Annotated in this window: 23 protein-coding genes; 16 read left to right on the top strand and 7 right to left on the bottom strand. The window is 33.4% G+C overall.

Annotated elements, in window-relative coordinates; genetic code table 11:
- Positions 1–5: 5 nt before the first annotated feature.
- The 3 genes from dltB to dltX are packed head-to-tail and all read right to left on the bottom strand — an operon-like array spanning position 6 to position 2,823.
- On the bottom strand, positions 6–1,157 hold the full coding sequence (gene dltB / locus ACFCYN_RS06525) for a D-alanyl-lipoteichoic acid biosynthesis protein DltB (RefSeq protein ID WP_375948277.1): 1,152 nt from the start codon (positions 1,155–1,157) through the stop codon (positions 6–8).
- Positions 1,154–2,668 (bottom strand): D-alanine--poly(phosphoribitol) ligase subunit DltA, encoded by a 1,515-nt coding sequence (dltA, locus tag ACFCYN_RS06520; protein WP_375948275.1) that lies wholly within the window; start codon positions 2,666–2,668, stop codon positions 1,154–1,156. Before dltA ends, dltB begins: the two co-directional genes overlap by 4 nt.
- 11 nt (positions 2,669–2,679) lie before the next feature.
- Positions 2,680–2,823, bottom strand: coding sequence for a teichoic acid D-Ala incorporation-associated protein DltX (gene dltX, locus ACFCYN_RS06515; protein ID WP_098118600.1), 144 nt, complete (start codon positions 2,821–2,823; stop codon positions 2,680–2,682).
- Between the two features lie 249 nt (positions 2,824–3,072).
- Here dltX and ACFCYN_RS06510 point away from each other — a divergent pair, with 249 nt between their 5' ends.
- Both ACFCYN_RS06510 and ACFCYN_RS06505 read left to right on the top strand, forming a co-directional pair.
- Positions 3,073–4,158, top strand: coding sequence for a serine hydrolase domain-containing protein (locus ACFCYN_RS06510; RefSeq protein WP_375948273.1), 1,086 nt, complete (start codon positions 3,073–3,075; stop codon positions 4,156–4,158).
- Positions 4,159–4,263: 105 nt separating this feature from the next.
- Positions 4,264–4,980 carry a DUF3298 and DUF4163 domain-containing protein gene (locus ACFCYN_RS06505; RefSeq protein ID WP_375948272.1) on the top strand — a complete coding sequence of 239 codons (717 nt, stop codon included), beginning with the start codon at positions 4,264–4,266 and terminating at the stop codon, positions 4,978–4,980.
- Positions 4,981–5,371: 391 nt separating this feature from the next.
- Here the strand turns inward: ACFCYN_RS06505 and ACFCYN_RS06500 are convergent, their stop codons facing one another.
- Positions 5,372–5,617: a DUF2164 family protein gene (locus ACFCYN_RS06500; RefSeq protein WP_098118597.1), complete on the bottom strand. Its 246-nt coding sequence runs from the start codon at positions 5,615–5,617 to the stop codon at positions 5,372–5,374.
- 243 nt (positions 5,618–5,860) lie between these two features.
- Between ACFCYN_RS06500 and sufC the strand changes: the two genes are divergently transcribed.
- The 12 genes from sufC to yunB all read left to right on the top strand — a co-directional run bounded on the left by sufC (position 5,861) and on the right by yunB (position 21,436).
- Complete coding sequence (sufC, locus tag ACFCYN_RS06495; protein WP_091023520.1) at positions 5,861–6,646, top strand: Fe-S cluster assembly ATPase SufC; 786 nt, start codon at positions 5,861–5,863, stop codon at positions 6,644–6,646.
- A 19-nt stretch (positions 6,647–6,665) separates the two neighbouring features.
- Positions 6,666–7,973, top strand: coding sequence for a Fe-S cluster assembly protein SufD (gene sufD / locus ACFCYN_RS06490; protein WP_375948270.1), 1,308 nt, complete (start codon positions 6,666–6,668; stop codon positions 7,971–7,973).
- Entirely contained in the window at positions 7,973–9,193 is a 1,221-nt protein-coding gene (locus ACFCYN_RS06485; RefSeq protein WP_375948268.1) for a cysteine desulfurase, read from the top strand. The genes sufD and ACFCYN_RS06485 overlap by 1 nt, the downstream gene beginning before the upstream one ends.
- Positions 9,183–9,629, top strand: a complete 447-nt coding sequence (gene sufU / locus ACFCYN_RS06480; protein WP_172446140.1) for a Fe-S cluster assembly sulfur transfer protein SufU — start codon at positions 9,183–9,185, stop codon at positions 9,627–9,629. Before ACFCYN_RS06485 ends, sufU begins: the two co-directional genes overlap by 11 nt.
- A 46-nt stretch (positions 9,630–9,675) precedes the next feature.
- Positions 9,676–11,073 carry a Fe-S cluster assembly protein SufB gene (gene sufB, locus ACFCYN_RS06475; protein WP_172446139.1) on the top strand — a complete coding sequence of 466 codons (1,398 nt, stop codon included), beginning with the start codon at positions 9,676–9,678 and terminating at the stop codon, positions 11,071–11,073.
- Between the two features lie 391 nt (positions 11,074–11,464).
- A complete protein-coding gene (locus ACFCYN_RS06470) occupies positions 11,465–15,739 on the top strand; it encodes a S8 family serine peptidase (RefSeq protein WP_375948266.1) in 4,275 nt (1,424 codons plus the stop codon).
- A 231-nt stretch (positions 15,740–15,970) separates the two neighbouring features.
- Positions 15,971–16,492: a DinB family protein gene (locus ACFCYN_RS06465; protein ID WP_375948264.1), complete on the top strand. Its 522-nt coding sequence runs from the start codon at positions 15,971–15,973 to the stop codon at positions 16,490–16,492.
- Between the two features lie 125 nt (positions 16,493–16,617).
- On the top strand, positions 16,618–17,448 hold the full coding sequence (locus ACFCYN_RS06460; protein ID WP_375948262.1) for a sulfite exporter TauE/SafE family protein: 831 nt from the start codon (positions 16,618–16,620) through the stop codon (positions 17,446–17,448).
- Positions 17,449–17,466: 18 nt separating this feature from the next.
- Positions 17,467–18,870: a bifunctional metallophosphatase/5'-nucleotidase gene (locus tag ACFCYN_RS06455; RefSeq protein WP_375948261.1), complete on the top strand. Its 1,404-nt coding sequence runs from the start codon at positions 17,467–17,469 to the stop codon at positions 18,868–18,870.
- Positions 18,871–18,942: 72 nt separating this feature from the next.
- Positions 18,943–19,245 (top strand): YunC family protein, encoded by a 303-nt coding sequence (locus ACFCYN_RS06450; protein WP_098119625.1) that lies wholly within the window; start codon positions 18,943–18,945, stop codon positions 19,243–19,245.
- Between the two features lie 151 nt (positions 19,246–19,396).
- The gene (locus ACFCYN_RS06445) at positions 19,397–20,503 is read left to right on the top strand and encodes an HD-GYP domain-containing protein (RefSeq protein WP_375948258.1); all 1,107 of its coding nucleotides are present in this window, start codon (positions 19,397–19,399) and stop codon (positions 20,501–20,503) included.
- A 108-nt stretch (positions 20,504–20,611) separates the two neighbouring features.
- Positions 20,612–21,436, top strand: coding sequence for a sporulation protein YunB (gene yunB / locus ACFCYN_RS06440; protein WP_172446134.1), 825 nt, complete (start codon positions 20,612–20,614; stop codon positions 21,434–21,436).
- A 142-nt stretch (positions 21,437–21,578) separates the two neighbouring features.
- On the opposite strand, the gene ACFCYN_RS06435 is transcribed toward yunB, so the two are convergent.
- Complete coding sequence (locus ACFCYN_RS06435) at positions 21,579–22,571, bottom strand: M23 family metallopeptidase (protein ID WP_172446133.1); 993 nt, start codon at positions 22,569–22,571, stop codon at positions 21,579–21,581.
- 177 nt (positions 22,572–22,748) lie between these two features.
- Between ACFCYN_RS06435 and lipA the strand changes: the two genes are divergently transcribed.
- On the top strand, positions 22,749–23,633 hold the full coding sequence (gene lipA / locus ACFCYN_RS06430) for a lipoyl synthase (RefSeq protein ID WP_025671523.1): 885 nt from the start codon (positions 22,749–22,751) through the stop codon (positions 23,631–23,633).
- Between the two features lie 38 nt (positions 23,634–23,671).
- On the opposite strand, the gene ACFCYN_RS06425 is transcribed toward lipA, so the two are convergent.
- Positions 23,672–24,283, bottom strand: coding sequence for a YhcN/YlaJ family sporulation lipoprotein (locus tag ACFCYN_RS06425; RefSeq protein ID WP_172446132.1), 612 nt, complete (start codon positions 24,281–24,283; stop codon positions 23,672–23,674).
- A 91-nt stretch (positions 24,284–24,374) separates the two neighbouring features.
- Between ACFCYN_RS06425 and ACFCYN_RS06420 the strand changes: the two genes are divergently transcribed.
- Positions 24,375–24,650 carry a YutD family protein gene (locus ACFCYN_RS06420; RefSeq protein ID WP_098119619.1) on the top strand — a complete coding sequence of 92 codons (276 nt, stop codon included), beginning with the start codon at positions 24,375–24,377 and terminating at the stop codon, positions 24,648–24,650.
- Between the two features lie 207 nt (positions 24,651–24,857).
- Here ACFCYN_RS06420 and ACFCYN_RS06415 read toward each other — a convergent pair whose 3' ends face one another.
- Positions 24,858–25,127: a DUF3055 domain-containing protein gene (locus ACFCYN_RS06415; protein ID WP_375948255.1), complete on the bottom strand. Its 270-nt coding sequence runs from the start codon at positions 25,125–25,127 to the stop codon at positions 24,858–24,860.
- Positions 25,128–25,155 lie beyond the last annotated feature (28 nt).

Raw genomic sequence — 25,155 nt, 5'->3', positions numbered from 1 at the left:
CTCCTTTAGTTCACTAGATGTCCTGAAAATATTAAAAATCCAAAACAAATAAAGTGAAATGTAATAATGACCGCTAATAAATGTGTTAGTTTATTATTTTTCCAAATCTTTTTTTTCTTATTGAACTGTTCAAACCAATCAAAACTACACATCAATATTGCTTGATATAAGCCATAGAGTAGATAATTTATTTGAAGTCCATGCCATGCACCCATTACTAAAAATAGGGTGGTATATCCGATATATGAAATATTTCTTCTGTTTTTAATGATTTTTTTCTTTGTAAGTAAGAATACAATTCTCATATATATATAGTCTCGAAACCAAAAAGATAGGCTCATGTGCCAGCGATTCCAAAAATCTTTTATATTCCGGCTAATAAATGGCATATTAAAGTTTTCAGGGGTTTTAATACCTACTAAATAGCTGACACCGATCGCAAATGCACTATAGCCTGCAAAATCAAAAAATAAATACAAACTATATGCATACATATACGTCAGATTTGAAACAAATGTATGCCCTAATGCAAACCGAGTTTCAACGATGTGTGTGTTAATTAAATATCCAATTATATATTTATAGAGAAAACCAATGAATATTTTATGAACTCCAATTTGAAAATACTCACGATATTCAATAGCTGTTAGTACCTTTTGAGAATCCTGTTGAAATCTTCTAAATCGATCGATTGGACCAGAAGAAATAGTTGGGAAAAACAATAAAAACCTCAAGAAATCAGCAGTTTTAATTCCCTTTATACTTTGGTCACGAAGTTCGATAATTACTTGTGTTGTCTTAAACGTTAAATAGGATATCCCTAAAAAACCTAAGATTGTAGTACTTTCAAAGATTGGTGATACCTTTACAATAATTAAAGGTAAAATCGATAAAAATACACTTGAATAATAAACAAAGGAATGGTTCGCTTTCTTTCGATAAACACTATAACCTTTTATTAAAATGACTACCCAGAGTATATAGCCAACTAAATAGAAGGTTTGTATTTTAGAAGAGGAAAAGATTATTAATAAAAACACAAAAGTAAGAAATGATGTGTAGTGAGTTAATCTTTTTCCTAAAAAGCCTATTATGACCGCTGGGATTAATAGAACAAATAAAATACCAAAAAACGTAAAAGTACCATATGGAATCATTGGTATACTTGCTCCAATAATTTTTTTCGATCTACTTTACCATTAGTAGTCATTGGCAAACTTGATTGATAGCTAAATTTTCTCGGTATCATATAAGTTGGCATAAATTTAGTTAATTCTTCTTTTAAAAAACGTGTTAAGTGATATTCCTTTTCAAAATTATGTTTCTTAACGACCACTAAGCAGTGTAAATTTATACATTTACCATCCTTCATTTCTGGTAATACAACTGCAGAATGAACTAATGGTAATTTTCTAATGTTATTTTCAATATCTTCAATTTCAATACGATAACCGTGTAGCTTTATTTGGAAATCAATTCTACCTTTATAGAATAGCAGACCATTTTCAAAGTAACCCGAATCACCAGTTTTATAGGCATTCATTCCATTGATCTGGTCATAAGCTGCTTCAGTTTTTAATTGATTATTAAGATAGCCTTTACTAACACTTGGACCTGCTATAATAATTTCTCCAGTTGACCCTTCAGGGAGTGGATTCCCCAACTCATCCATAATGTAAATAATTGTATCGTCTTTTGGTGCGCCAATCGGTAACGGTGAATATTTGTTGATCACTTCTTCTGTAATTTTTACAAATGTTACTGCAACAGTTGCTTCCGTTGGACCATAAGTATTATAAATCTCCGCATTAGGAAATCGAGATAAAAGCTGTTTAGCGGTATTATTCGAAAGTACTTCACCACAAAAGAGAAAAGTCTTTAATTTAGGTAGGAAGGCTTCGTTAAAATCTGGATTCATCATGCACATCTCTATAAAGGATGGTGTAGAAGTCCAAACTTCGAGATCTCTTTCCATTAAATAATCGAATAATAATTTAGGTCGTTCAATCAATGATTTTTCAACTGCAATAAGTGTTCCACCTGATAATAATGAAGGATATAAATCCATCACTGATAAATCAAAAGAGAAAGGTGCTTGATTCAAAAATCGTTGTCCTTTTTGTAAATTAAAATCTTTTAAAATCCACCCGGAAAAGCTGCGTAAGTTTTTTTCAGTAATTTGAACTCCTTTTGGATCGCCAGTACTTCCAGAAGTATAAATAATGTAAAATGTTTCATCGTCTTTAACATGGAAATCAGTTAAAGAATCAATTAGATTTGTAGAACGAATAATCTTTTGTAGTTCGCCAAGATTTATGACTTTAATTGCTTCAAATTCTAATGAAAATTCCTTTGGAGTTATTAATAAAGTTGCCCCAGAGTTAGTTATCATCTTTTTGAGCCTTTCAAAAGGAATCGACTCATCAACCGGGATATAAGCACAACCTGCTTTTACACATCCTAAGAAAGTTGAAATCATATCTAATTGCATGTGACCATATACAATAATTGGCTTATTCCCAAAATTATTTTTAACGATCCAACTAGCAATGGCATCTGATTGTTGTTTTAAAGTTTTATAAGTTAATGAATAATCACTATTTTGAAAAGCAATCGTGTCTGGGGTATTGATAGCCCATAAGTCTATTTGTTCAATAATTGATTTCATCTTTTCACGTCCTAAAAATCGTTATATATATAGGTGCCAGTAAAAGCATCTTTAAATCCGTACAAGTACAGTAGTGCAAGTAAAATTGATAAATAAAACGCAGTATAAAACAAAAATCTTAAGGTTTTTGAACGAAAAATATGGATTTTGTCCATTTGTTTTCACCTTTCTTAATTTTTAGCTAGACGTATTATAACACCGAAGAAAAAATAAAAAATTAACCATACACCCTTTTAATTAAGCGTTAGATAATAAATTGTTAAAATTAAGGTAAATTTTTTCTAATGAAAATATAAAAAATAATGGACGAGATCGTTATTACAATTAAGTAAAGGTGATTTTGATTTTAGTTGGAGAAGGATAGTGGTTCCCAAAAATCTCTACTCTACAGGGATGGTGGATTAATGAAAAAGTTTTATCTATTAGTGATAACTTGTTTTTTTATTGTAATGCTTCCTCTTTGTAGTTTTATCTGGCATAAAAGCCCTACTAAGGCAAAGGTTTCGAGTCACTTTAAAGAAGGTAAAACGGAATTTTCTACTAACAAAAATAAGAATACGAGAGCAATGGATACCTATTTACGGCAGATTCATTTTAACGGAGTCGTACTTGTTAGCAAAAATGAAGAAAATATTTTTAAAAAGGGATATGGATATCGAAATGTCACTAGTCAGTTACCGAATACACCAAATACTTATTATCCAGTTGCTTCGATTTCTAAATTTTTTGTTGCCACATCGTTAATGCAATTAAATGAAAAAGGTTTGATCTCTTTTAACGATCCAATTTCAAAATACATACCGAATTTTCCGAATGGGTCAAAATTAACTTTATTTCATTTAATTTCACATACTTCTGGAATTAAAATGCAAAAAGAGTTATTTAATACGATTTCATCAACCAATCTAATTAAAGAAATAATTAAATCAAATAGCCAGTATAAACCGTTAAACAAATGGGATTATAATGACGCAAATTATATGTTACTTGCTTACGTTATTGAGAAAGTAACTGGGAAATCATATGGAGAAAGTGTTAAAACAAATATTTTTGATAAAGCGAAAATTACTGAAATTGGACAAGGGAATGATTTTTACAAAAAAGAGAATCATGCAATAGGATATAAATTAATTCAAACTAACAGCGAACCGAAGCAATTACGACTTCCAAATTTTAGCTACCTACTAGGCTGTGGTGATATTTATTCAACAGTTACAGGAATACAAAAAATGGACGAGGCACTCTTATCGCATAAACTAATATCCAATAAAAGTTTTGTTCAATTTATTAAGCCATATCAACATCATTATGCGTTCGGAATTTATAATAAAGGGGGATATGTATATAATCATGGAGTCTTTCGTGGAATTGATTGTATAAATGTCTTCGATCCAATCTCAAAAACAATTGTAATTGTCTTTTCTAATAGTCAAAAAATGAAACCAATTACACTGGATGTAGCAATGAAATTGTTTAAATTAGTTAAATAGAATTTGATAATTACTAGAATACTCTTATGAGGATAGCAAATTATTTCATAAATACATTAAAAGATACTCATACTATTTTTTGATAAAGAAAGTAGGAGGAGTCTATTGAAAAAACTTGTTTATTATTTCTTATTATTACTAATGATTGGTAGTATTAATTTCAGCTTTACTTTGTCTAGTAATGCTGAAACAAAAACGCCAATCAAGGAAAATGCATTAACCCGACATATTAAAATCAGTGAACAAAAATTAAATGATGCACCTATTAAATATCCACAAATCAGTGGAGCACCTAATTCAACAGCACAACAAACGATAAATAATCTTTTAAAACAAGGGGCAGATACAGCCAATAATAATCGTTTAAAACTATTGGAAGATGAGAAAGAAGCTAAGGCAAAATGGGATTCTAGCCAAGGCCCATGGAGACCTTATGAATATGTTTTTACTTATAAAGTACTTTATAATAATCTTGATAAATTAAGTATCATTTATAATGAATATTCATACACAGGTGGAGCGCATGGAATGACATCAGGAACTACAAATAATTTTGATGTTAAAACCGGTGAAATAGTCCCATTATCTAAGCTAATTAACGAAAATACAAAATCAGTCCAAGAATATGCTTATCAACAATTGCAAAAGAAATATAAAGGATATGTTTTAATAAAATCTCCGAATGAGATTGACTTGAGTGATAAAAATCGATTATGGGCATTTGACCATGCAGGAATCAAGTTGATTTTTAAAGAATACGAAGTAGCTGCATATGCTGCTGGTATGCCTGAAGTCTTTATACCTGTTCAGGTTTATCAATAAACTTCACCACGAAAAAAGAACCTTCATTTTTTAGACGAAGGTTCTTTGTGTTTTGTGGTGAAATATACAATGTTCATTATTGAAAAAGGGAATCTCGCCCCATGGAAAGTGAGAATTTGAACAACATCAGCTTTTTTTACATTGAAAATATTGCTTATTGATAGATAATTTCATTTTTCAACAGCGTAAAAAGAATCTTCATTTAAAAGAAGGCTCTTTCCCTTAATTTTTTAATAATTTGATTTATGAAATTAAGCATTTTCGTAAATAATGGTATAGTCTGCATTAAATCATAGTTTTGTTTTGACAATAGAAAGAATAAATTGAACAACTATATAAATAATGAATAATCTAAATTAAGTATGTACGACAGAGTATGCAAAATCTAATCTTAATCTTCAATCTGTTCTTTTAATAATAGTGCGTAAAGATCTTCAACTCGTTCGGCCATGAATCTTTGAGAGTCTTCGATGCCTTTGTTGTAAAACATTGGTCCAAGTTTTTGTGAGATAAAGTCTAATAGCAGCATTGAACTTAGCTCACTAAGTTCTTCGTCTCTTTCGTTTAAGAAATATGTTTGTAGTTGGTTTATCGCAAATTTCTGTTGATCAGGTGAGAGCTTAGTTGATTTAGACATAAAATTCTCCTTTTTATAGATGTGATATTAGATTTTTTATTTCCTATATATATAGTATCTTTATTTATTCTTTTTTTGTGAAAAAAATTTACACGGGATAAAACTTTTTTGGTAAAATAGTGCACAGCTTGAAAATACTTTTTAATTGCTTTAAGATTAGAATGAGAATAAAATGAGAATGAACTTAAAATAGCCATTTTCTATTTTATAGAATTTTATTTGTATTATTATGGAGGGTGTAAAATGGGAGCTTCTACATTAAAAATAAAAGACCTTCAAGTAGCGATTGAAGGAAAGCAAATTCTTAAAGGTGTAAACCTTGAAGTAAAAGGCGGAGAAATTCACGCAATCATGGGACCAAATGGTACTGGTAAATCAACTTTATCATCTGCTATTATGGGTCATCCTAAATATGAGGTAATTGGTGGTAGCATCGAGCTTGATGGCAACGATGTATTAGAAATGGAAGTTGATGAGCGCGCTCAAGCTGGTCTTTTCCTTGCTATGCAATACCCAAGTGAAATTAGCGGTGTAACAAACGCAGATTTCTTACGTTCAGCAGTGAACGCACGTCGCGAAGAAGGCGATGAAATTTCTTTAATGAAATTTATCCGTACTTTAGACAAAAACATGGAATTCTTAGAAATGGATCCAGAAATGGCTCAACGTTATTTAAATGAAGGTTTCTCAGGTGGAGAGAAAAAACGTAATGAGATTCTTCAAATGATGATGATTCAACCTAAGATTGCAATCCTTGATGAAATCGACTCTGGTTTAGATATCGATGCGTTAAAAGTTGTTTCTAAAGGTGTTAACGAAATGCGTGGAGAAGAGTTTGGTTGCCTAATCATCACTCACTACCAACGCTTATTAAACTACATTACTCCTGACTTCGTTCACGTAATGATGCAAGGTCGCATTGTAAAATCAGGTGGTCCTGAATTAGCTGCTCGTTTAGAAGCTGAAGGATATGACTGGATTAAACAAGAGTTAGGTATCGAAGACGAGACTGTTGGGCAAGAAGCTTAATCGGATAGGAGGGATTCGCATGACAACTGGTACTACAATTCCATTTAGTCAAGAAACAGTAAAGCAGCTTTCTGCACTGTTAAACGAACCTGCATATTTCACAGAGTTCCGTTTAAATGCACTTGCAAAAGCTGAAATACTTTCTCTTCCAAAGCCAGATAAAACAAATATCTCTAAATGGGATTTCTTTGGAAAAGAATTTAATGTTACAACTGGCAATGTTCCTACGAAGGAACAATTACCTGAATCAGTAACTGCTTTAATGAATGAAGACGCTGATCAATCAGTTTACGTACAATATAATGGGTCTGCAGTATATCACTCTCTTTCTTCAGAAGCGAAAGAAAAAGGTGTAGTATTCGTAGATTTACACACTGCAATTAAAGATCATGAAGATCTTGTGAAAAAATATTTTATGACAGAGGCTGTTAAAGTCGATGAAAATAAATTAGTTGCTCTACATGCAGCATTAGTTAACGGTGGAGCTTTCTTATACATTCCTAAAAATGTAGTATTAGAAAAACCAGTCCAATCTATTTTCGTAGTAGACGGTGAAACTGTTCCTGCTTATAACCACGTTCTTGTTGTTGCAGAAGCTAACAGTGAAGTTACTTATGTTGAAAACTATGTTTCTACATCTGCTGATTTAGATGCGGCTGTTGTAAATGTTGTAACAGAAGTAATTACTTTAGATAATGCAAAAGTTCGTTATGGAGCTGTAGATACTTTAGCTAAAGGCGTTACTGCATATGTTGTTCGTCGTGGACACGCAGGTCGCGATAGCAAAATTGAGTGGGCACTTGGACTTATGAACGACGGAAACTCAATTTTTGAAAATGTTACAAACCTAATTGGAGACGGATCTTTCGGTGACTTGAAAATGGTAACTGTAGGTCGTGGAGAGCAAACTCAAAACTTTACGACAAGCATTATACATTATGGTAAAGGATCTGAAGGTTGGATCTTAAAACATGGTGTATCCAAAGATGCTGCTACTTCAATCTTTAATGGTATTGGTAAAATTGAACATGGTGCTTCTAAGTCTAATGCACAACAAACTTCTCGTGTATTAATGCTTAGTGAAAAAGCTCGTGGTGATGCAAACCCAATTCTATTAATTGATGAAAATGATGTAATGGCAGGTCATGCTGCTTCAGTTGGTAAAGTAGATCCAACTCAACTTTACTACTTAATGAGTCGCGGTATTCCGAAGAAAGAAGCAGAGCGCTTAGTTATTCACGGATTCTTAGCACCTGTAGTTTCGGAATTACCAATTGAAGAAGTTAAAAAAATGCTTGTTGATGTAATTGAGAGGAAGGTTAAGTAATGGATGTTAAAGCAATCCGTGAAGCCTTTCCGATATTAAATCAAGAAGTAAATGGACATCCTTTAGTATATCTGGATAGTGCTGCAACTTCACAAAAACCTGTTCAAGTAATTGATGCTGTTGCTAACTATTATAAAGAAATTAATTCTAACGTTCATAGAGGTGTACACACTCTTGGAACGAAAGCTACTGATGCATACGAGGGAGCTCGTGATAAAGTACGTAAATTTATTAATGCATCATCGATCGAAGAGATTATTTTTACTAGAGGTACTACTACTGCAATCAATACAGTTGCTGCTAGTTACGGAAGAACGAACCTAAAAGTTGGAGATGAAATTGTGATTTCTTATATGGAACATCATAGTAACATCATTCCTTGGCAACAGGTTGCTAAAGCTACTGGCGCAACATTAAAATATATACCATTAGAAGAAGATGGAACAATTAGCGTTGAGCAAGCAAAAGCTACAATTAACTCAAATACAAAAATAGTTGCAATTATGTACGTTTCAAATGTACTTGGTTCGATTAATCCTGTTAAAGAGATTGCAGCAATTGCTCATCAGCATGGAGCAATCATGCTAGTTGATGGTGCACAAAGTACGCCACATATGAAGGTTGACGTTCAAGACTTAGATTGCGATTTTTACGCTTTTTCAGGTCATAAAATGTGCGCCCCTACAGGTATCGGTGTACTTTATGGTAAAAAACAACTTCTTGAAAATATGGAGCCAATTGAATTCGGTGGGGAAATGATTGATTTCGTTGACTTACAAGATTCTACTTGGAAAGAACTACCTTGGAAATTTGAAGGTGGAACGCCAATCATTGCTGGTGCAGTTGGTTTAGGAGCTGCAATTGATTTCTTAACGGAAATCGGTATGGATAATATCGAGAAGCATGAACACGAGATTGCAAATTACGCACTTGAGCAGTTATCTACTGTGAAAGGTGTAACAATTTATGGTCCGAAGCATCGTGCAGGACTAGTAACATTTAATGTGGAAGATGTGCATCCACATGATGTTGCAACTGTATTAGATGTAGAAGGAATTGCTGTTCGTGCAGGTCATCATTGTGCTCAACCATTAATGAGATGGTTAAAGGTATCAGCTACAGCTCGTGCAAGTTTTTATCTGTATAATACAAAAGAAGATGTAGATGCTTTTGTAAAAGGACTAGTAAAAACGAAGGAGTACTTTAGCGATGTCTATTAATCGAAATATAGATCTAGATGCATTATATCGTCGCGTGATAATGGACCATTATAAAAACCCTCGTAATAAAGGGGTAGGGGCAATATCAGAAAACGATTTAACAGTAAACATGAATAACCCAACTTGTGGTGATCGCATTGAACTTCGTTTAAAGGTTGATGATGGAATTGTATCGGAGGCTCGTTTTGACGGTGAAGGCTGTTCAATTTCAATGGCATCAGCTTCAATGATGACTCACGCAATTAAAGGTAAAAAAATAGAGGAAGCCCTACAGCTTGCTCAAATATTTTCAGATATGATGCTTGGAAAAGATTATGATGAATCAATTGATTTAGATGATATTGAAGCACTACAAGGTGTTTCAAAGTTTCCGGCACGAATTAAATGTGCAACACTTGCATGGAAAGCGATGGAGAAGGGGTTAAAATCAGAATAACTTCTGAGCTTTAAACCTCCTCTTCTATTAGAAGGGAGCAAGATAAATGTCTACTAATTTGCCAGATATTAGTGATTATAAATATGGTTTTCATGATCGTGACGTATCGATTTTCCGTTCTGAACGTGGATTAACAAAAGAAATCGTTGAAGAAATTTCACGCATGAAAAATGAACCACAATGGATGTTAGATTTCCGTTTAAAATCTTTACAACATTTCTATGATATGCCAATGCCTCAATGGGGTGGAGACATGTCTGATTTACGCTTTGATGAAATTACTTATTATGTAAAGCCATCAGAGAAAACAGAAAAATCTTGGGATGAAGTACCTGAAGAAATCAAAAATACGTTTGATAAATTAGGTATTCCTGAAGCTGAACAAAAGTATTTAGCAGGTGTATCTGCACAGTATGAATCTGAGGTAGTTTACCACAGCATGAAACAAGATTTAACTGATCTTGGAATCTTATTTACTGATACAGATACTGCATTACGTGAACACGAAGACATCTTCAAAGAACACTTTGGTAAAGTAATTCCACCAACAGATAACAAATTCTCTGCATTAAACTCTGCAGTTTGGTCTGGTGGATCATTCATTTACGTACCAAAAGGTGTTAAAGTTGACACGCCATTACAAGCATATTTCCGTATTAACTCAGAAAATATGGGTCAATTTGAGCGTACATTAATTATTGCTGACGAAGGTGCACACGTACATTACGTTGAAGGATGTACTGCTCCTGTTTATACAACAAACTCACTTCACTCTGCAGTAGTAGAAATCATCATCAAAAAGGATGCATACTGCCGCTATACAACAATTCAAAACTGGGCGAATAACGTATTCAACTTAGTTACGAAGCGTGCTGTTTGTGAAGCGAACGCAACAATGGAATGGATCGATGGAAATATTGGTTCAAAACTAACAATGAAATACCCAGCAGTAATCCTTAAAGGTGAAGGAGCTCGTGGTCTTACACTTTCTATTGCAATTGCTGGTAAAGGACAACACCAAGATGCTGGTGCTAAAATGATTCACTTAGCTCCAAATACTTCTTCTACAATCGTTTCGAAATCAATTTCTAAACATGGTGGTAAAGTAACGTACCGTGGTATCGTACACTTCGGACGTAAAGCAGCTGGATCTCGTTCAAATATCGAGTGTGATACGTTAATTATGGATAATGCATCAACTTCTGATACAATTCCATACAACGAAATCTTAAACGACAACATTTCTCTTGAGCACGAAGCGAAAGTTTCAAAAGTGTCTGAAGAGCAATTATTCTACTTAATGAGCCGTGGTATTTCTGAGCAAGAAGCTACAGAAATGATCGTAATGGGCTTCATTGAGCCATTTACAAAAGAATTACCTATGGAATACGCAGTTGAAATGAACCGTCTGATTAAATTCGAGATGGAAGGTTCAATTGGTTAATCCATTGAATAAAGATAAACCCTGTTGCCAATTGGTAGCAGGGTTTTTTGAGGTTAAAGAACTAATAGGAAAAGAACCATTGGATGCATTTGTTTTGATTTCAGTGGTTCTTTTAGTCGTGTTAATAATTGAGAGAATTATGTCGTGTCGTGTTAAAAGTCCTCGAATTGTTAGCATTTTATGAGAATATTCACCTTAAAATAACACGCCTTCATACGATTGAGAGACATAATAATTATCTGTATAATTCGAATTGTATGAAAATTGAATGGGAGTAATTTCAATTAGAAATATCTAAGCTTCAAAAGAAGCAATTAGTAACCGGAAATTTCAAATTGAGCCATTCAATTTTCCTCATCATTATTTTTATTTTCGAGGAGTGGATTGAAGGATGAAAAAGAAATTAAAAAAAGTCTCAACCGTTGCTCTAGGAGTAGGATTAGCTTCTAGCAGTTTACTAGCTTCATATTTGAGTACCTCTTCTAAAGCCCATGCAACTACGACAACTCAAAAAGTTATAATCAACAATTCACAACAAGAAAACTCATCTGGAAGTTTGAATCAAACAGAGCAATTACTTAATAATTTAACTCCTGAGCAAAAGAAAGCTCTAGTAAGCTTACAATCAATTAACGATACGGGCTTACACTTAGCACCAAATATTGACAAAAATAGTTCAGAGGAAATCTCCATCATTGTAGAATTTAAACAACCTACATCAAAAGCAGCAGTATTAGAAGCAGCAACAGAAGGTAAAGTTTTAGACGAAGAAGAAGCAGATCAACTAGTAGATGATTCACATGCTTCTTTTAAAAATGATTTAGCAAAAGTATTTTCGGCAAATGGAGCTAAGAAAGCCTCTACATACAAAGTGAATCGTACGTTTAAAACAACATTTAATGGTGTTTCGATGAAACTTCCTGCAAATCAAGTTGAAAACTTACTAAAATCGGAAACTGTTAAAGCGGTTTATAGTGATGTAGTGATTAATGCGGAACCGCCAATCCAGACTAAAGATATTGCTCCAGAACAGATGGGGTTGGGAATGGCTGATGAGCGCTCCTTTTTACAAGTGGACAAGTTACATGCTGAAGGGCATACGGGTAAAGACATTAAAGTTGGAATTTTAGATACTGGTATGGATTATAACCATCCGGATTTAAAGGGAGCCTTTAAAGGTGGATACGATTTTGTAGATAATGATAATGATCCAATGGAAACGACATACGAGGATTGGAAGAAATCAGGAAAGGCAGAAAAAAACTCAAGTGGTAATACATATTACACTGAACACGGTACGCACGTTTCAGGAACAATTGGCGGTCGAGGTGTAAATAACAGTAAATATGCAACTACAGGTATTGCCCCGGGTGCTGATTTATATGCATATCGTGTATTAGGTCCATATGGATCGGGTGCAACTAATGGAATTATCGCTGCACTTGAGAAAGCGACTGAGGATGGGATGGACGTTATTAATATGTCATTGGGCTCCGCTACAAATAATCCGATGGATGTTTTAAGTATAGCGGTAAATAATGCTGTATTAAATGGGGTCACAGCAGTTTTATCTGCAGGTAATTCTGGTGATGGAATGTATACATTAGGTACGCCAGGTGCTGCGGCATTAGCAATTACTGTTGGTGCAAGTGATGTACCTCTTACTGTGGCAAACTATAAAGGGACAATAGACACAGTCACAGCAGATTTACGTGCAATGGCGTTTGGGTATAAAGATGATATCAAAAACCTAAAAGGAAGATCGTTTCCAGTTGTTTATGCAGGAATGGGTGCAGCAGCTGATTTTACAGGAAAAGATGTAAAAGGAAAAATTGCTTTAATAAGCCGTGGGAGTAATATTCCACTTGCTGATAAAATTACGACTGCAAAAAATAATGGTGCAGCTGCGGTGCTTTTATTCAATGATAATGCAGCAGAGGGACATATTCCTGCTTATTTGGCTGAAGGACAAAATTACATTCCAACATTTTCATTAAGCAATGTGGACGGATTGGCAATAAAAGAGAAGGTAGATGCTGGTAAAACTAGTTTCACTTTTGGTGAGATGAAGGAACTAAAAACCCAAGGTGATAACTTGGCTACATTTAGCTCTAGAGGACCTAGTCTAACTAATTATGATATAAAACCAGAAGTAGTTGCACCTGGAGTGACGATGATGTCTACGGTTCCATCTGATGTGATAAACGGTGATAAAGGAGATAATTATGATAATGCTTATGCACGCTTATCGGGCACATCGATGGCATCTCCAGTTGTTGCTGGTATATCTGCACTTTTACTAGAAGCAAATCCTAATTTACAACCATCTGACGTTAAGAGTATTTTAATGAATACTGCAGATTCATTAAGCAAACCATATAGTATTTTTGAGCAAGGGGCAGGGCGTGTGGATCCATATAAGGCGATTCATTCAACTATTGAAATTACAGTTAAAGATAAAACAAATACGATTGAAAATGGAGAAACGAAAGTAATTAATGAAGAAACTGGTGGACTTAGTTTCGGGAGAGTAGTTTTAACAGGAAAAGACTTATCAGATTCACGTTCCGTAAAGATTAGTAACAACGGGGAAAAAGCTAAAATATTTGATGTGAAAGTACAATATCAAACAGATTTAAGAGGATCAAAAGACGCAGAGAAAAACGGAGTTAAGGTTCTAACTGAAAATTCTATAAAAGTAAAAGGGAATAGTAGTAAAAAAACATCCGTGTTTTTATCGATTCCAAAAACCGCCGAAACAGGCATCTATGAAGGGGATGTAACCTATACTAACAAGAATAACCCTGCAGAAGTGTACCAAGTACCGTTTGGTGTAACATATGAAGAAAACAAATTTGAAGCATTCGACATTTCAGGAACACATGCAATTGCTGCAAACTCCACTTTTGATCAAAGTGTATTTTCAGTAAGCGGTTTTTTTGTGAACTTTAAATTTAAAGGACATGTAAAACGAATTGATTTCTTATATTTGGATCCAAAAACTGACAAAATCTTGGGACATTCAGGGTATGTTAGTGGAACTGGCATAAATCCAAATACAAGTTATAATACGGTAAACCTAGGGTTTAGTACACCATTTACAGGTGATCAAAGTAAGCCGTTTTCTTCTGAGCCTGGATATATTTCATCTCAATTTGATCATTTTACAGATTTTATTAAACATGGAAACTATAAATTTAGGGCAATTGCAACAGATGACCAAGGGAATACATTTAATTCAGACACTTATTTATTTGTAGATAATACGGCGCCAAAATTTAATATTACTTCTCTTCCTCATGGTGTTTACGAATATGAAGATGGACAAAAATCAGTTCTAGTTACGGGATCAATTGACGAAGACAATATTAAAGCGATGAATGAATACGGCTTTGCTAAGGATCAAACTGCAAATAAAGTAGCGTTTTATTATAATAGAGATTTACTAAAACCAGACAAAACAGCAAATACTGCAAATGGTAATGTTCTTTTAAATCCAGATGGTACGTTTAATGCGATGATGCCAATTGATGATACGATCCCAATTCTTCCAGTTCGTTTCTTTGGTGTAGGTGTATCAAGCGCAGTTGATTATCCGAACGCACAAGTAACCTATTTTGTAAAAAAAGGAACTCAATACGTAGCTGCTAAACCAGATCATGTTAACCCAACGATGGGAGATACAGTTACTTACACACTAACAGCAAATAATGTTAAAAATTTAAATGATCAAACATTTACTTTTGGTTATTTAGGTAAAAATTTTGAAATAGATAGTGTATCTGTTCGTCAGGAATTGCTGAAAAAATCATCTAACATACAGTTAGAACATAAAGAATTAGCTAGTAATGGAGAGTTGAATAAACATACGATACATGTAGCAATAAATAACCCAGATGGCATAACTGGAACAACTCCAATGGTAGATGTTAAAGTAAAAGTAAAGAATGAAGAGTATTATGAAGGGATTTTACAATTACAAAATCTTACTTCTACTTATGTAAATACAGATAAAGCGGAAATTTCGATTCCTAGTTTATCGGTAGAATCTTATGTGAAACCATCGTTCTCACAATTAACTTTTTCACCTATTGCTGAAGGATTACATTACACGTTTGTTGGAAACCAATTAGACATGAGGGATTATACAAATATAGGTGCGACTGCATATGTTACCGATTCTAATAACAAAGTATACAATGGTTCTGTAGTGTCTAATCCTGTTACATCATCGATTTATGGGACATACTTATGGCCTAAAGCAACAATTAAGCTGCCTGTCACAAATAAAGAAATGATGTTCACTATTCATGTGCCAGGTCATTTTAAATATAGTAGACCAATTACATTGTTTAAACAATCGGGTGATCAGTATCGTGGTGAATTGAACAATATGTATGGTGAAGTGCAATTAGAAGCCGGGGATGTGAACGGTGACCAAGTCGTTGACGTTATGGACGCAATTTATATGCAAACATATTGGGGTACGAATAAGCGTGCTGCGGATATTAATTTTGATGGCAAGGTTGATATGACAGACTTTGCATTTATTGAGAAAAATTACGAGTTAAAAAATCCATCTATGACGAATGCACCAGAACCTAAATTAAAATATAAGGGTATGACAATAGACAAAATAAAAGCAGAATTAGAGAAAATGGAATAGTATTTAGTTTAGAATCAAACATCTTGAGATTTTTATGTTAGGCCCCTACACCTTAAAAGCATGGCAATCTTGCCGTGCTTTTTCTATTTTCATTGCTTTATGGTAATTTTTACGAATTTTCTAGTTTGAAAGATTAAAATGGTATTTAATAAATTAAATTAGTTTATTTATGGTAAAATTTACTTGGCAAGAAAATAGATTTGTAAAAAACATAATTTGGAGGATGTTTTTATGAATTTTAACCTAAAAGAAGCAATTGAAGTTTTAGAAAGAACACCCAAATCATTAGAATCATTTTTATCTGGTTTATCTCAATCTTGGTTAAACTGCAATGAAGGTGAAGGAACGTGGAATGCATCTGAGGTAATTGATCATTTAATTGAGTGTGAAAAAACAAATTGGATTCCGAGGTTAAATTGCATCTTATATAAAGAAGGTAACAACCACTTTCCTCTGTTCGATCGTTTTTCGCATTTAAATGAAAAGCATGAGAAATCAATCGAAGAAAGACTACTTGAATTCAAGAATGTAAGAACAGAAAATATAATTAAACTACAATTATTAGTTGATTCGAAAGAACATCTAGAGTTAGAAGGAATTCATCCAGAGCTTGGGCATGTTAAGTTAAGAGAATTACTGTCTACCTGGGTCGTGCATGATTTAACTCATATCACGCAAATTGCAAGGGTAATGGCAAAAAGATACAAAACGGACGTAGGACCATGGATTGCAAATTTGAGTGTTTTAAAATAAAGGTTAAGAGATTGTATTAAATTGCTTTAGAGTATACTCGGAGATATCCGAGTTTTTTTATGCTAAACTAGTATGTAAAACATAGAGAAAAGTATATTTTTACATATTGAAGGAGAGAAGTTAGGTTGGATATCGTTCTACAAATTCTTATTTTAGTCAGTATAGGACTAGTTGCAGGAACAGTCGGTTCATTGATCGGATTAGGCGGGGGCATTATCATTGTGCCAATGCTGCTTACTATTGATCACTTTTTATCTGCTTTTTCGACTGTGCCGATTCATGTTGCGGTTGGAACTTCACTGATTACAATTGTGTTTTCTTCGCTCTCATCCACCCTTTCGTATCATAAGCAAAAACGAATTGATTATAAGAGTGGTATTTTATTTTTAATTGGTAGTGTTCCTGGTAGTTTATTAGGTACATATATCAATTCGCTTTTAAATACAGAGCGGTTTACGTTATTTTTTGGTTTATTTTTAATCTGTATTTCAATCTTTCTATTTATTTCATCTAAATTAAATAAAAAGTCGAAGGAAGTACATAAAGGGATTATACGTACATATACAAATGATGAGGGCGAAGCATATACATATAGTTATAGTCTACCACTCGCAATTTCATTATCTATTTGTGTTGGAATCATTTCAGGATTATTCGGAATTGGTGGAGGGATATTATTAGTCCCAATGATGGCATTTTTATTCGGCTTTCCTCCACAATTGGCCGTTGCCACGTCAATGTTTGTTGTAATGTTTACAACTCTTGGTAGTTCAATTTCATATATTACTCTAGGAGAAGTAAATTTCTATTACATCCTTTTACTTATACCAGGTGCATGGTTTGGTGGGAAGATTGGGGCATTTATTAATCAAAAATTAAAAACTGAAACGATTGCACTAATTTTGAGGTTAGTTGTGTTATTATATGGAATAAAATTAATTATAGAAAATATTTAGATTAGGGATGGTGGAACAATGGAACCAAGTCAGACAATAAATATTCGGTTGTTCCATACAAATGATATTCACAGCCACTTTGAAACGTGGCCAACAATTGTCGGTTTGCTTAAGTCTAAAAGAGAACTGGCTAAAGGAAAAGGCGAGGCGACACTTACTTTTGATATTGGCGATTTCGTTGATCGTTTTCATCCAATTTCGGAGGCGACATTAGGCAAGGGGAATGTGGAGCTTTTAAATGCTGCTCAATTTGATGCCGTTACAATAGGGAACAATGAAGGGATTACTTTATCTAAAAGTGAGCTTTTAAATCTTTACGCGGATGCAAAATTTGAGGTGTTGCTAGGTAATTTAACAATCTCAGATGTAGATACTAAGAGTTTTAGTAAACCTTATAAAATATATGAAAAAAGTGGAGTAAAGATTGGTGTAATTGGATTAACAGTAGCTTATCCTGTGTTTTATGAAACTTTAGGTTGGAGTATAAAAGATCCATTCGAAGCGTTGAATGAAATTCTCCCAATTGTAAGAGAACAATCAGATCTAGTTATTATACTTTCTCACTTAGGTATGAGGGATGACCAAAGAATCGCCGAGCAATTTTCGGGAGTTGATATTATTTTAGGTGCACATACTCATCATTTATTTCCAAATGGTGAATATGCTGGGGAAACTTTACTTTGTGGCACGGGTAAACATGGTAACTATTTAGGTGAAGTTTTAATTACTTTGAATAAAGAATCGAAAAGTATAATAAATACTGAAGCTTCTGTTACTGAAGTACATAAAGTACCTAAATATTATCAAGATGAAACGACGAAAATAATGTTGGCTAATTTAATGAGGTTAAGTGGGGAAATTTTAAGTGAACCTGTGACACTGCTAACGAGTAACATGAGTGTGAATTGGTTTAAAGATAGTCCATTGCCGAAATTATTAGCAAGTGCTCTTCGACAATGGACTAAGGCGGATGTAAGTATACTGAATTCAGGTATTTTGCTTGATGGATTAGCACAAGGTCATGTTAATAAGGGCGACATTCATCGAATATGCCCGCACCCAATTAATCCTTGTCTCGTCCATTTATCTGGCATGGAATTACTTGATGCTTTAAATCGTTGTGAAGATAAAGAGTTAACTCATTTGAAGATGAAGGGCTTTGGTTTTAGAGGGAAAGTAATCGGGAGAATGGTCTACGATGGAATCATGATTGTTGATCGTGATAAGAAGAGGCACTTCTATCAAGAAGATATCTTCATAAATGGAGAAGGATTAGATTTAAATCGCAAATATATAATCGGAACCTTGGATTTATTTACTTTTGGTCATTTAATTCCGCAAATCCGTGATGCCGATCATAAAAGATTTTTCATGCCAGAATTTATTCGAGATGTATTATTTTGGGCTTTAAAAAGTGTATAAAATTTATCAAGATTAGACAGGCTTCAATTTCGTTTTTTTCTCATATTTTAGAATGAGAAAGGAGCGTTGAACTTGATCAATTTAAGCCCAATTACAATCGATAATCATACATTTAATGCTGTTACAGTCTTACTGCCAAAAACTACTTTATTGGTCGTCATGAATGACAACGGTTATATAATGTGTGGAGCATTAGATGTAGCTTTATTGAATGATAGATTACGCGATCGCAAAATTATTGCTGGCCGTGCAGTTGGCGTAAAAACAATAGAAGAATTATTAAATGCGCCTTTGGAGTCAGTTACGATTGAAGCTGAGAAATTCGGCATTCAAAAAGGAATGATTGGAAGAGACGCGTTATTAAAAATGGTATAAAAAGCCACTAAATTCTAGTGGCTTTTAGTATGTAGACAAGTATAAGTAAATTTGATTTTCACTAATGTTGAAAAAAAAACAAAAAGAATCAATGTATTAACTGTTACGGTGCGCCATATATTTTATTAAAAAGTAGTCCAGGGAGAAATCTATGAGAGTTGTCGAAACATCAACGCTTGTTCCGGGTATGATTTTAAGAAAACCAATGTACAATGAACATGGAAACAAAGTCGTTAGTGCAAATATTCCTTTAACGGAAAAGATGATTAAGCGATTACATGAATTAAACGTACGATACGCTTTTGTACATGCTTTAAAATCAGAAAGCATAAAAACAGAGACTGCAATTTCAGACGAATTTCGCATTGAAAATATAAAAAAAATAAATGACACGTTCGTTAAATTCAAAAACGAAACACATTATCTAAATTGGCTTTCATTAGAAAAGGTTGCACCTAAACTTAAAGGTAGAATAGAATCATTTCTAAATGAATTAATACTTAATAAAGATGCTCTAGCTTTATTGTCGAGCGTATTATTGTATGATAAAAACATATTTGCACATTCATTAAATGTAACGCTGTATTCATTAGCAATTGGAATCAAGTTAGAACTAAATACAAGCGAGCTGGATTTACTAGGATTAGGTGCTCTTTTACATGATGTTGGGAAAATAGCTGTTCCAAAAAAAATCTTAAATAAACCGGACCGTTTGACTGAAGAAGAATATGAGTTAATTAAACAACATACATTTGCAGGATACGAATTGTTACGGGATACAATAAATCTTCATCGAATAGTTGCACAGTGTGCATTACAACATCATGAAAGGATCAACGGAAGCGGTTATCCAAAAGGTATTTCTGGCAAGGATATACACCTATTTTCAAAAATAATTGCGGTTGCTGACTTTTATGATGCTGTTACTTCAAACAGAGTTTATAGACAAGCAATGCTACCGAGTGAAGGATTAAATCTTTTAAGTAGCGGTATTGATAACTTGTTTGATGCTAAATTAGTCGGGATATTTAAAGAATTACTAACGATTTATCCGACCGGATTATATGTAAAATTATGTGATGGAAGAAGTGGAATTGTTACAAGACAAAACGAGGCAGCTACAGATCGTCCAATAATTCGAATAAGTGAAGAAAACGGTAAAATGCTAAGTATTCCTTACGAAGTGAATCTAATGAATGAATTAAGTTTGATAATTATCGAATGTGATCAAACGTTAAAACAAAGAGTTTATCAGTAAACGAGATGTTTCAATGAAATAGTTGGAACATCTTTTTTTGTGCTCTAAATACTATAAGAATGAACGGGCAGTGACATGCATACCCATTAGTAAGGGGGCATGGATACAATGAAAAAGTTTAAGTATAGACGTGTTCCAAAGAAAAAAATTTTTGTTTCAAAGAATAAATCATTAGTTGGTTTTAAATTAGGATATACTCAAATCTTTAAATCAATAGATAAAGTACTCCCTAATAAATATGTTGTGATTACCATTGTCTTTTTAATCTTTTCTATCTATTCATTTTGGAAAATTGATAAAATGTTCTCACCTACAATTTTAAAGTATTCTGAGAAACAAACGAGACGAATTGCATCTTCAATTGTAAACAAAGCATATGAATCTGCGTCTAAGGAATTAAAGGGACAGGATATTATCGTTAGAGATGTAGATGGAAATGGGAAAGAAGTAATTAGTACGAATACATATTTAATCAATAAAATTATTGGTTCTACTACACGACATGTTGAAGAAAACATACGTAGAGTTGAAAATGGGGATCTTTCATTTTTATCCTTATCGAGTGCAGAAAAGAAAAAAATGGAGACAGACCATGACGGACTCTATTTAAAGGTTCCAATAGGTGTCATTACAAATACAGTACTATTAGGTAAACTCGGACCTACCATTCCGGTGCGCTTTTCTGTAGTAGGCGATACGATAGCAAATGTTTCGCAGGAAGTTAAGCCTTTTGGATTTAATAATTCTGTAGTCGAAATTATTATGAATGTGGAAGTAAACATGAATGTAATTATTCCATTTAGTACAAAATCAACAAAGGTTAAAGTTGAAGTACCGATTGCTACTGAAATTATTGATGGAGAAGTACCAAATTATATTCCATTTACACCGAATACAAAACAAATACCGTCAATAACAAATGGAAAAAAATAAACTATTCAAAAGAGAGTAAGGGTGTCCTAAAAGGTCAAGAGGATCTGACTATTGGATGCCCTTTATTCACGTTCCACATTCTTACTTTCAATAAAAAGAGGATACCCATAAAAAAATACTCATGGGACAGCCTCTTTTTATGTTATTTTTTATTTCTATTTTGTCGTTCCCACAGTCGAAGTCTAGGATATGGATCATAAGACCATTCACCATAGCCGTTATCTTTGTATATGCCATAATGTAGATGAGGTGGGAACTTCCCTGATGTGCCAGGAGGTCCATAGCCAGTACTTCCAACATAGCCAATTAGTGTACCAGGCTCAACTATTTGACCCTTTTGAATATCTTTATTAAAACCACCTAAGTGAGCGTAGTAATGATAGTTATTATTTAAATCTCGAATTCCGATTCTCCATCCTCCAATTCGATTCCAACCTTTTGTTTCAATAATTCCATAGCAGGTTGATCTCACTGGCGTCCCATAATTTGCGAATATATCGGTCCCTTCGTGAACTCTTCGTCCACCGAAACTTCGAGGAGCACCCCAAGTACTACGGTAACTATGTGTACTATTAATTGGTAATGGGAAAGCATTTCCTTCAATATTTAATTTTCCAAAATATTGATATAATCGAGCATACTCATCGATCATATCAACAGTTATTGCTCTTTGGTAATAATCCCAAAGCATCATTCGAATATATTGTCTTGTTGGCCCGTAGAAATGTAAACGATGAATAAAAGTGTATAAAATATCCTCATCATCCTCTACTGATGCTTTACCATCATTATTTCCATCTAAACCAATCCCACTAAATAAATGAATAGTAGGAGCGTAAGTGTCTTTCTTAACTGGATTTGAAAGTCCGCTCCAATCCTCAGGCTTAATATAGATTGAAAGGACTCCATTTTCGCGTTTTGGTATATCTCTTCTTACACTTCGTACATTTCGTTCGTATGTATCGATAGCCGCAAAATAATACCAAGGGATAAAGGTTAGTGTTTCTCCTTTTTTATATAAGGCCATTCGTTCTTTATTTAGCTCGGCTTGATCAATTTCTTCTGCATTTGTAAATGATGGTACTATGAAGATAACCACCATACAAAAAAGTACAATTATTTTTTTCAAAACCATCATCCTTTAAATTGATTTATATTTATAGTTTGGTTAAAGGAGCAACTTTCATAAATGGAAATTATAGGGATAATCAAACGAAAGTTTTTCATATCGACCAAAAATGTAGTAATATATATACTATTGGAAGAAAAAATGAAATAAGTCGTAAACGAATAGACGTTGGAGGAATTTCAAATGGCATCAAAAAAGGAAGAATATTTAAGAAAGCCAGAGTGGCTAAAAATAAAATTAAATACAAATGAATCTTACACAGAATTAAAAAAAATGATGCGTTCAAAAAATCTTCACACTGTTTGTGAAGAAGCTCGTTGTCCAAATATCCACGAATGTTGGGCAGTTAGAAAAACAGCAACATTCATGATTTTAGGTGCGGTTTGTACACGTGCTTGTCGTTTTTGTGCTGTAAAAACTGGCTTACCAACTGAACTTGATTTACAAGAGCCAGTACGTGTTGCTGAATCAGTAACACAAATGAACTTAAAGCACGTAGTAATTACAGCGGTTGCTCGTGATGATTTAAGAGATGGTGGAGCAGCTGTATTTGCTGAAACAGTTAGAGAAGTTAGAAAAGCGAATCCATTTACGACAATCGAAGTTTTACCTTCTGATATGGGTGGGAAATTTGAAAACCTTAAAATGTTAATGGATGCAAAACCAGATATTATGAATCACAATATTGAAACGGTTAGAGAGTTAACTCCACGTGTTCGTGCAAGAGCTACGTATGACAGATCACTTGAATTTTTACGTAGAGCAAAAGAGATTAACCCTAGCATTCCTACAAAATCAAGCATTATGCTTGGTCTAGGTGAAACAAATGAACAAATTTACGAAGCAATGGATGATTTACGTGCAGCAGGTGTAAATATCATTACTTTAGGTCAATACTTACAACCAACAAAGACACATTTAACTGTAAAGAAATATTATACTCCTGACGAGTTTGCAGCACTGAAAGAAATAGCATTAGGAAAAGGCTTCTCACATTGTGAGGCTGGACCATTAGTTCGTTCTTCATATCATGCTGACGAACAAGTAGAGGCGGCAAAACAAGCATAATAATAAAGCACTAGCAAATTATGCTAGTGCTTTATTCATTATTTTGAAATTTGATCAAAATGCATGCTTTGTTTACTTATGTCAAATCCTTCAGCTAGTTCTTGTATATTTTGTTCTAATTGTCCATCATTAAGTTGGCCGTACTTATTTAAATCCTCGATACTATTAATATTTTTCATTGAATTAGAAGTATAGATATGATAGTAAGTAGGTAGTGCAGATTGTGCCGTTTTTTCGACCTGTGATTTAATTAGTGCTTTATCTCCACTTGCTCGATAAGCAATCAAAACTTCTTGGTCTGTCACTAATGCAGCTGCATCATCTACATCTGGTAACTTTACAACTAAATATGAGATGAATTTTGATACTTCTTGTTTATCAATTGTTAGTGTATAATCACCATCTTTACCTAAAACATCTTGCTTTTGTAGTCTAGAAAAGCCATAATCTTTGTAAGAGTTATTTGACATTTTAGCGTTTACATCACCTAATTCCATTGGCTTTGTATTTAATTGTTTTGGTGTTGGATTTGATCGATGTTCATTTTGATATGTTACGTCTTCATAATTTAATTGTCTCGATTTACTTGGACCAAATGAACAGCCAGTTAATAAAAATAAAGTTAACAAACAGACTAAATATTTTCGCATATTAATACCACCTTTTAATAATCAATGTAAAATTAGTATGCCAAAAATGTTGGTTACATATTTATGGGAGTAAAAGGAAGGAGAATACAATTTGGTTTGCGTACAGAATATTTGTTATGAAATAGTTGAAGATTACCGTGAAGGATTCAATGAAGAAGCCTTTAAAGCTAGATATGCTGAAATCCTGTCAAAATACGATTACATCGTAGGAGACTGGGGCTATGAGCAGCTAAGACTAAGAGGATTTTTTGATGATTCTCAAAAAAATGTCCCTTATGATTCTAAAATCAGCACGTTACGTGAATATATTTATGAATACTGTAATTTTGGATGTAAATATTTTGTTGTAAAAAAAGTAAAAAACTGATGGCTCCCCATCAGTTTTTATTATTTTCTAGCTGTGGATAAAGTTATTTTTTGATTTTTTAAAACAGTATGAACCTTGTGGATAAGTTTGAATCTTTCAACAAAATGTGTATAAGTGAGGACTTAATCACAAAAAAAGTGGACAACTTTATAGTTATCCACTTTTTTCTGATTATTTAATAAAAATAGTTTATTTATCCACAAGAAATTAGTAAATGATTTCATTTAAGAAATCTAATAATTCAGCAGCCTTTTCTTCAGAAATTCCAAAAGCAAATTCTAAATATCCTTCTTCTTTTAAATCATCTTGTCCAATAATTGCAAATCGGTTACTTAGCATATCTAAAATGATAACTTTTCCATAATGACGATCTGAATAGATTAAAGCAAGATCATGTCTTTGTTCTTCTCCCATAAAGCTTACAAAACGGGTTTTTGCTTGAGTAGTGTCATCATATAAGAAAAAACGATCAGACATTTTTAATTCCTCCATTATACTTAATTAA

The organism is Gottfriedia sp. NPDC056225, from assembly GCF_042267765.1.
Taxonomy (GTDB): domain Bacteria; phylum Bacillota; class Bacilli; order Bacillales; family Bacillaceae_G; genus Gottfriedia.
This window is presented reverse-complemented; position numbering and strand designations above follow the sequence as displayed.

What these genes read in the sequence shown, in the direction of transcription:
- dltB (WP_375948277.1), bottom strand. Translation starts at nt 1,157, where the DNA reads ATGATTCCATATGGTACTTTTACGTTTTTTGGTATTTTATTTGTTCTA.
- dltA (WP_375948275.1), bottom strand. Translation starts at nt 2,668, where the DNA reads ATGAAATCAATTATTGAACAAATAGACTTATGGGCTATCAATACCCCA.
- dltX (WP_098118600.1), bottom strand. Translation starts at nt 2,823, where the DNA reads ATGGACAAAATCCATATTTTTCGTTCAAAAACCTTAAGATTTTTGTTT.
- ACFCYN_RS06510 (WP_375948273.1), top strand. Translation starts at nt 3,073, where the DNA reads ATGAAAAAGTTTTATCTATTAGTGATAACTTGTTTTTTTATTGTAATG.
- ACFCYN_RS06500 (WP_098118597.1), bottom strand. Translation starts at nt 5,617, where the DNA reads ATGTCTAAATCAACTAAGCTCTCACCTGATCAACAGAAATTTGCGATA.
- sufC (WP_091023520.1), top strand. Translation starts at nt 5,861, where the DNA reads ATGGGAGCTTCTACATTAAAAATAAAAGACCTTCAAGTAGCGATTGAA.
- sufD (WP_375948270.1), top strand. Translation starts at nt 6,666, where the DNA reads ATGACAACTGGTACTACAATTCCATTTAGTCAAGAAACAGTAAAGCAG.
- ACFCYN_RS06485 (WP_375948268.1), top strand. Translation starts at nt 7,973, where the DNA reads ATGGATGTTAAAGCAATCCGTGAAGCCTTTCCGATATTAAATCAAGAA.
- sufU (WP_172446140.1), top strand. Translation starts at nt 9,183, where the DNA reads ATGTCTATTAATCGAAATATAGATCTAGATGCATTATATCGTCGCGTG.
- sufB (WP_172446139.1), top strand. Translation starts at nt 9,676, where the DNA reads ATGTCTACTAATTTGCCAGATATTAGTGATTATAAATATGGTTTTCAT.
- ACFCYN_RS06470 (WP_375948266.1), top strand. Translation starts at nt 11,465, where the DNA reads ATGAAAAAGAAATTAAAAAAAGTCTCAACCGTTGCTCTAGGAGTAGGA.
- ACFCYN_RS06465 (WP_375948264.1), top strand. Translation starts at nt 15,971, where the DNA reads ATGAATTTTAACCTAAAAGAAGCAATTGAAGTTTTAGAAAGAACACCC.
- ACFCYN_RS06455 (WP_375948261.1), top strand. Translation starts at nt 17,467, where the DNA reads ATGGAACCAAGTCAGACAATAAATATTCGGTTGTTCCATACAAATGAT.
- ACFCYN_RS06445 (WP_375948258.1), top strand. Translation starts at nt 19,397, where the DNA reads ATGAGAGTTGTCGAAACATCAACGCTTGTTCCGGGTATGATTTTAAGA.
- yunB (WP_172446134.1), top strand. Translation starts at nt 20,612, where the DNA reads ATGAAAAAGTTTAAGTATAGACGTGTTCCAAAGAAAAAAATTTTTGTT.
- ACFCYN_RS06435 (WP_172446133.1), bottom strand. Translation starts at nt 22,571, where the DNA reads ATGGTTTTGAAAAAAATAATTGTACTTTTTTGTATGGTGGTTATCTTC.
- lipA (WP_025671523.1), top strand. Translation starts at nt 22,749, where the DNA reads ATGGCATCAAAAAAGGAAGAATATTTAAGAAAGCCAGAGTGGCTAAAA.
- ACFCYN_RS06425 (WP_172446132.1), bottom strand. Translation starts at nt 24,283, where the DNA reads ATGCGAAAATATTTAGTCTGTTTGTTAACTTTATTTTTATTAACTGGC.
- ACFCYN_RS06415 (WP_375948255.1), bottom strand. Translation starts at nt 25,127, where the DNA reads ATGTCTGATCGTTTTTTCTTATATGATGACACTACTCAAGCAAAAACC.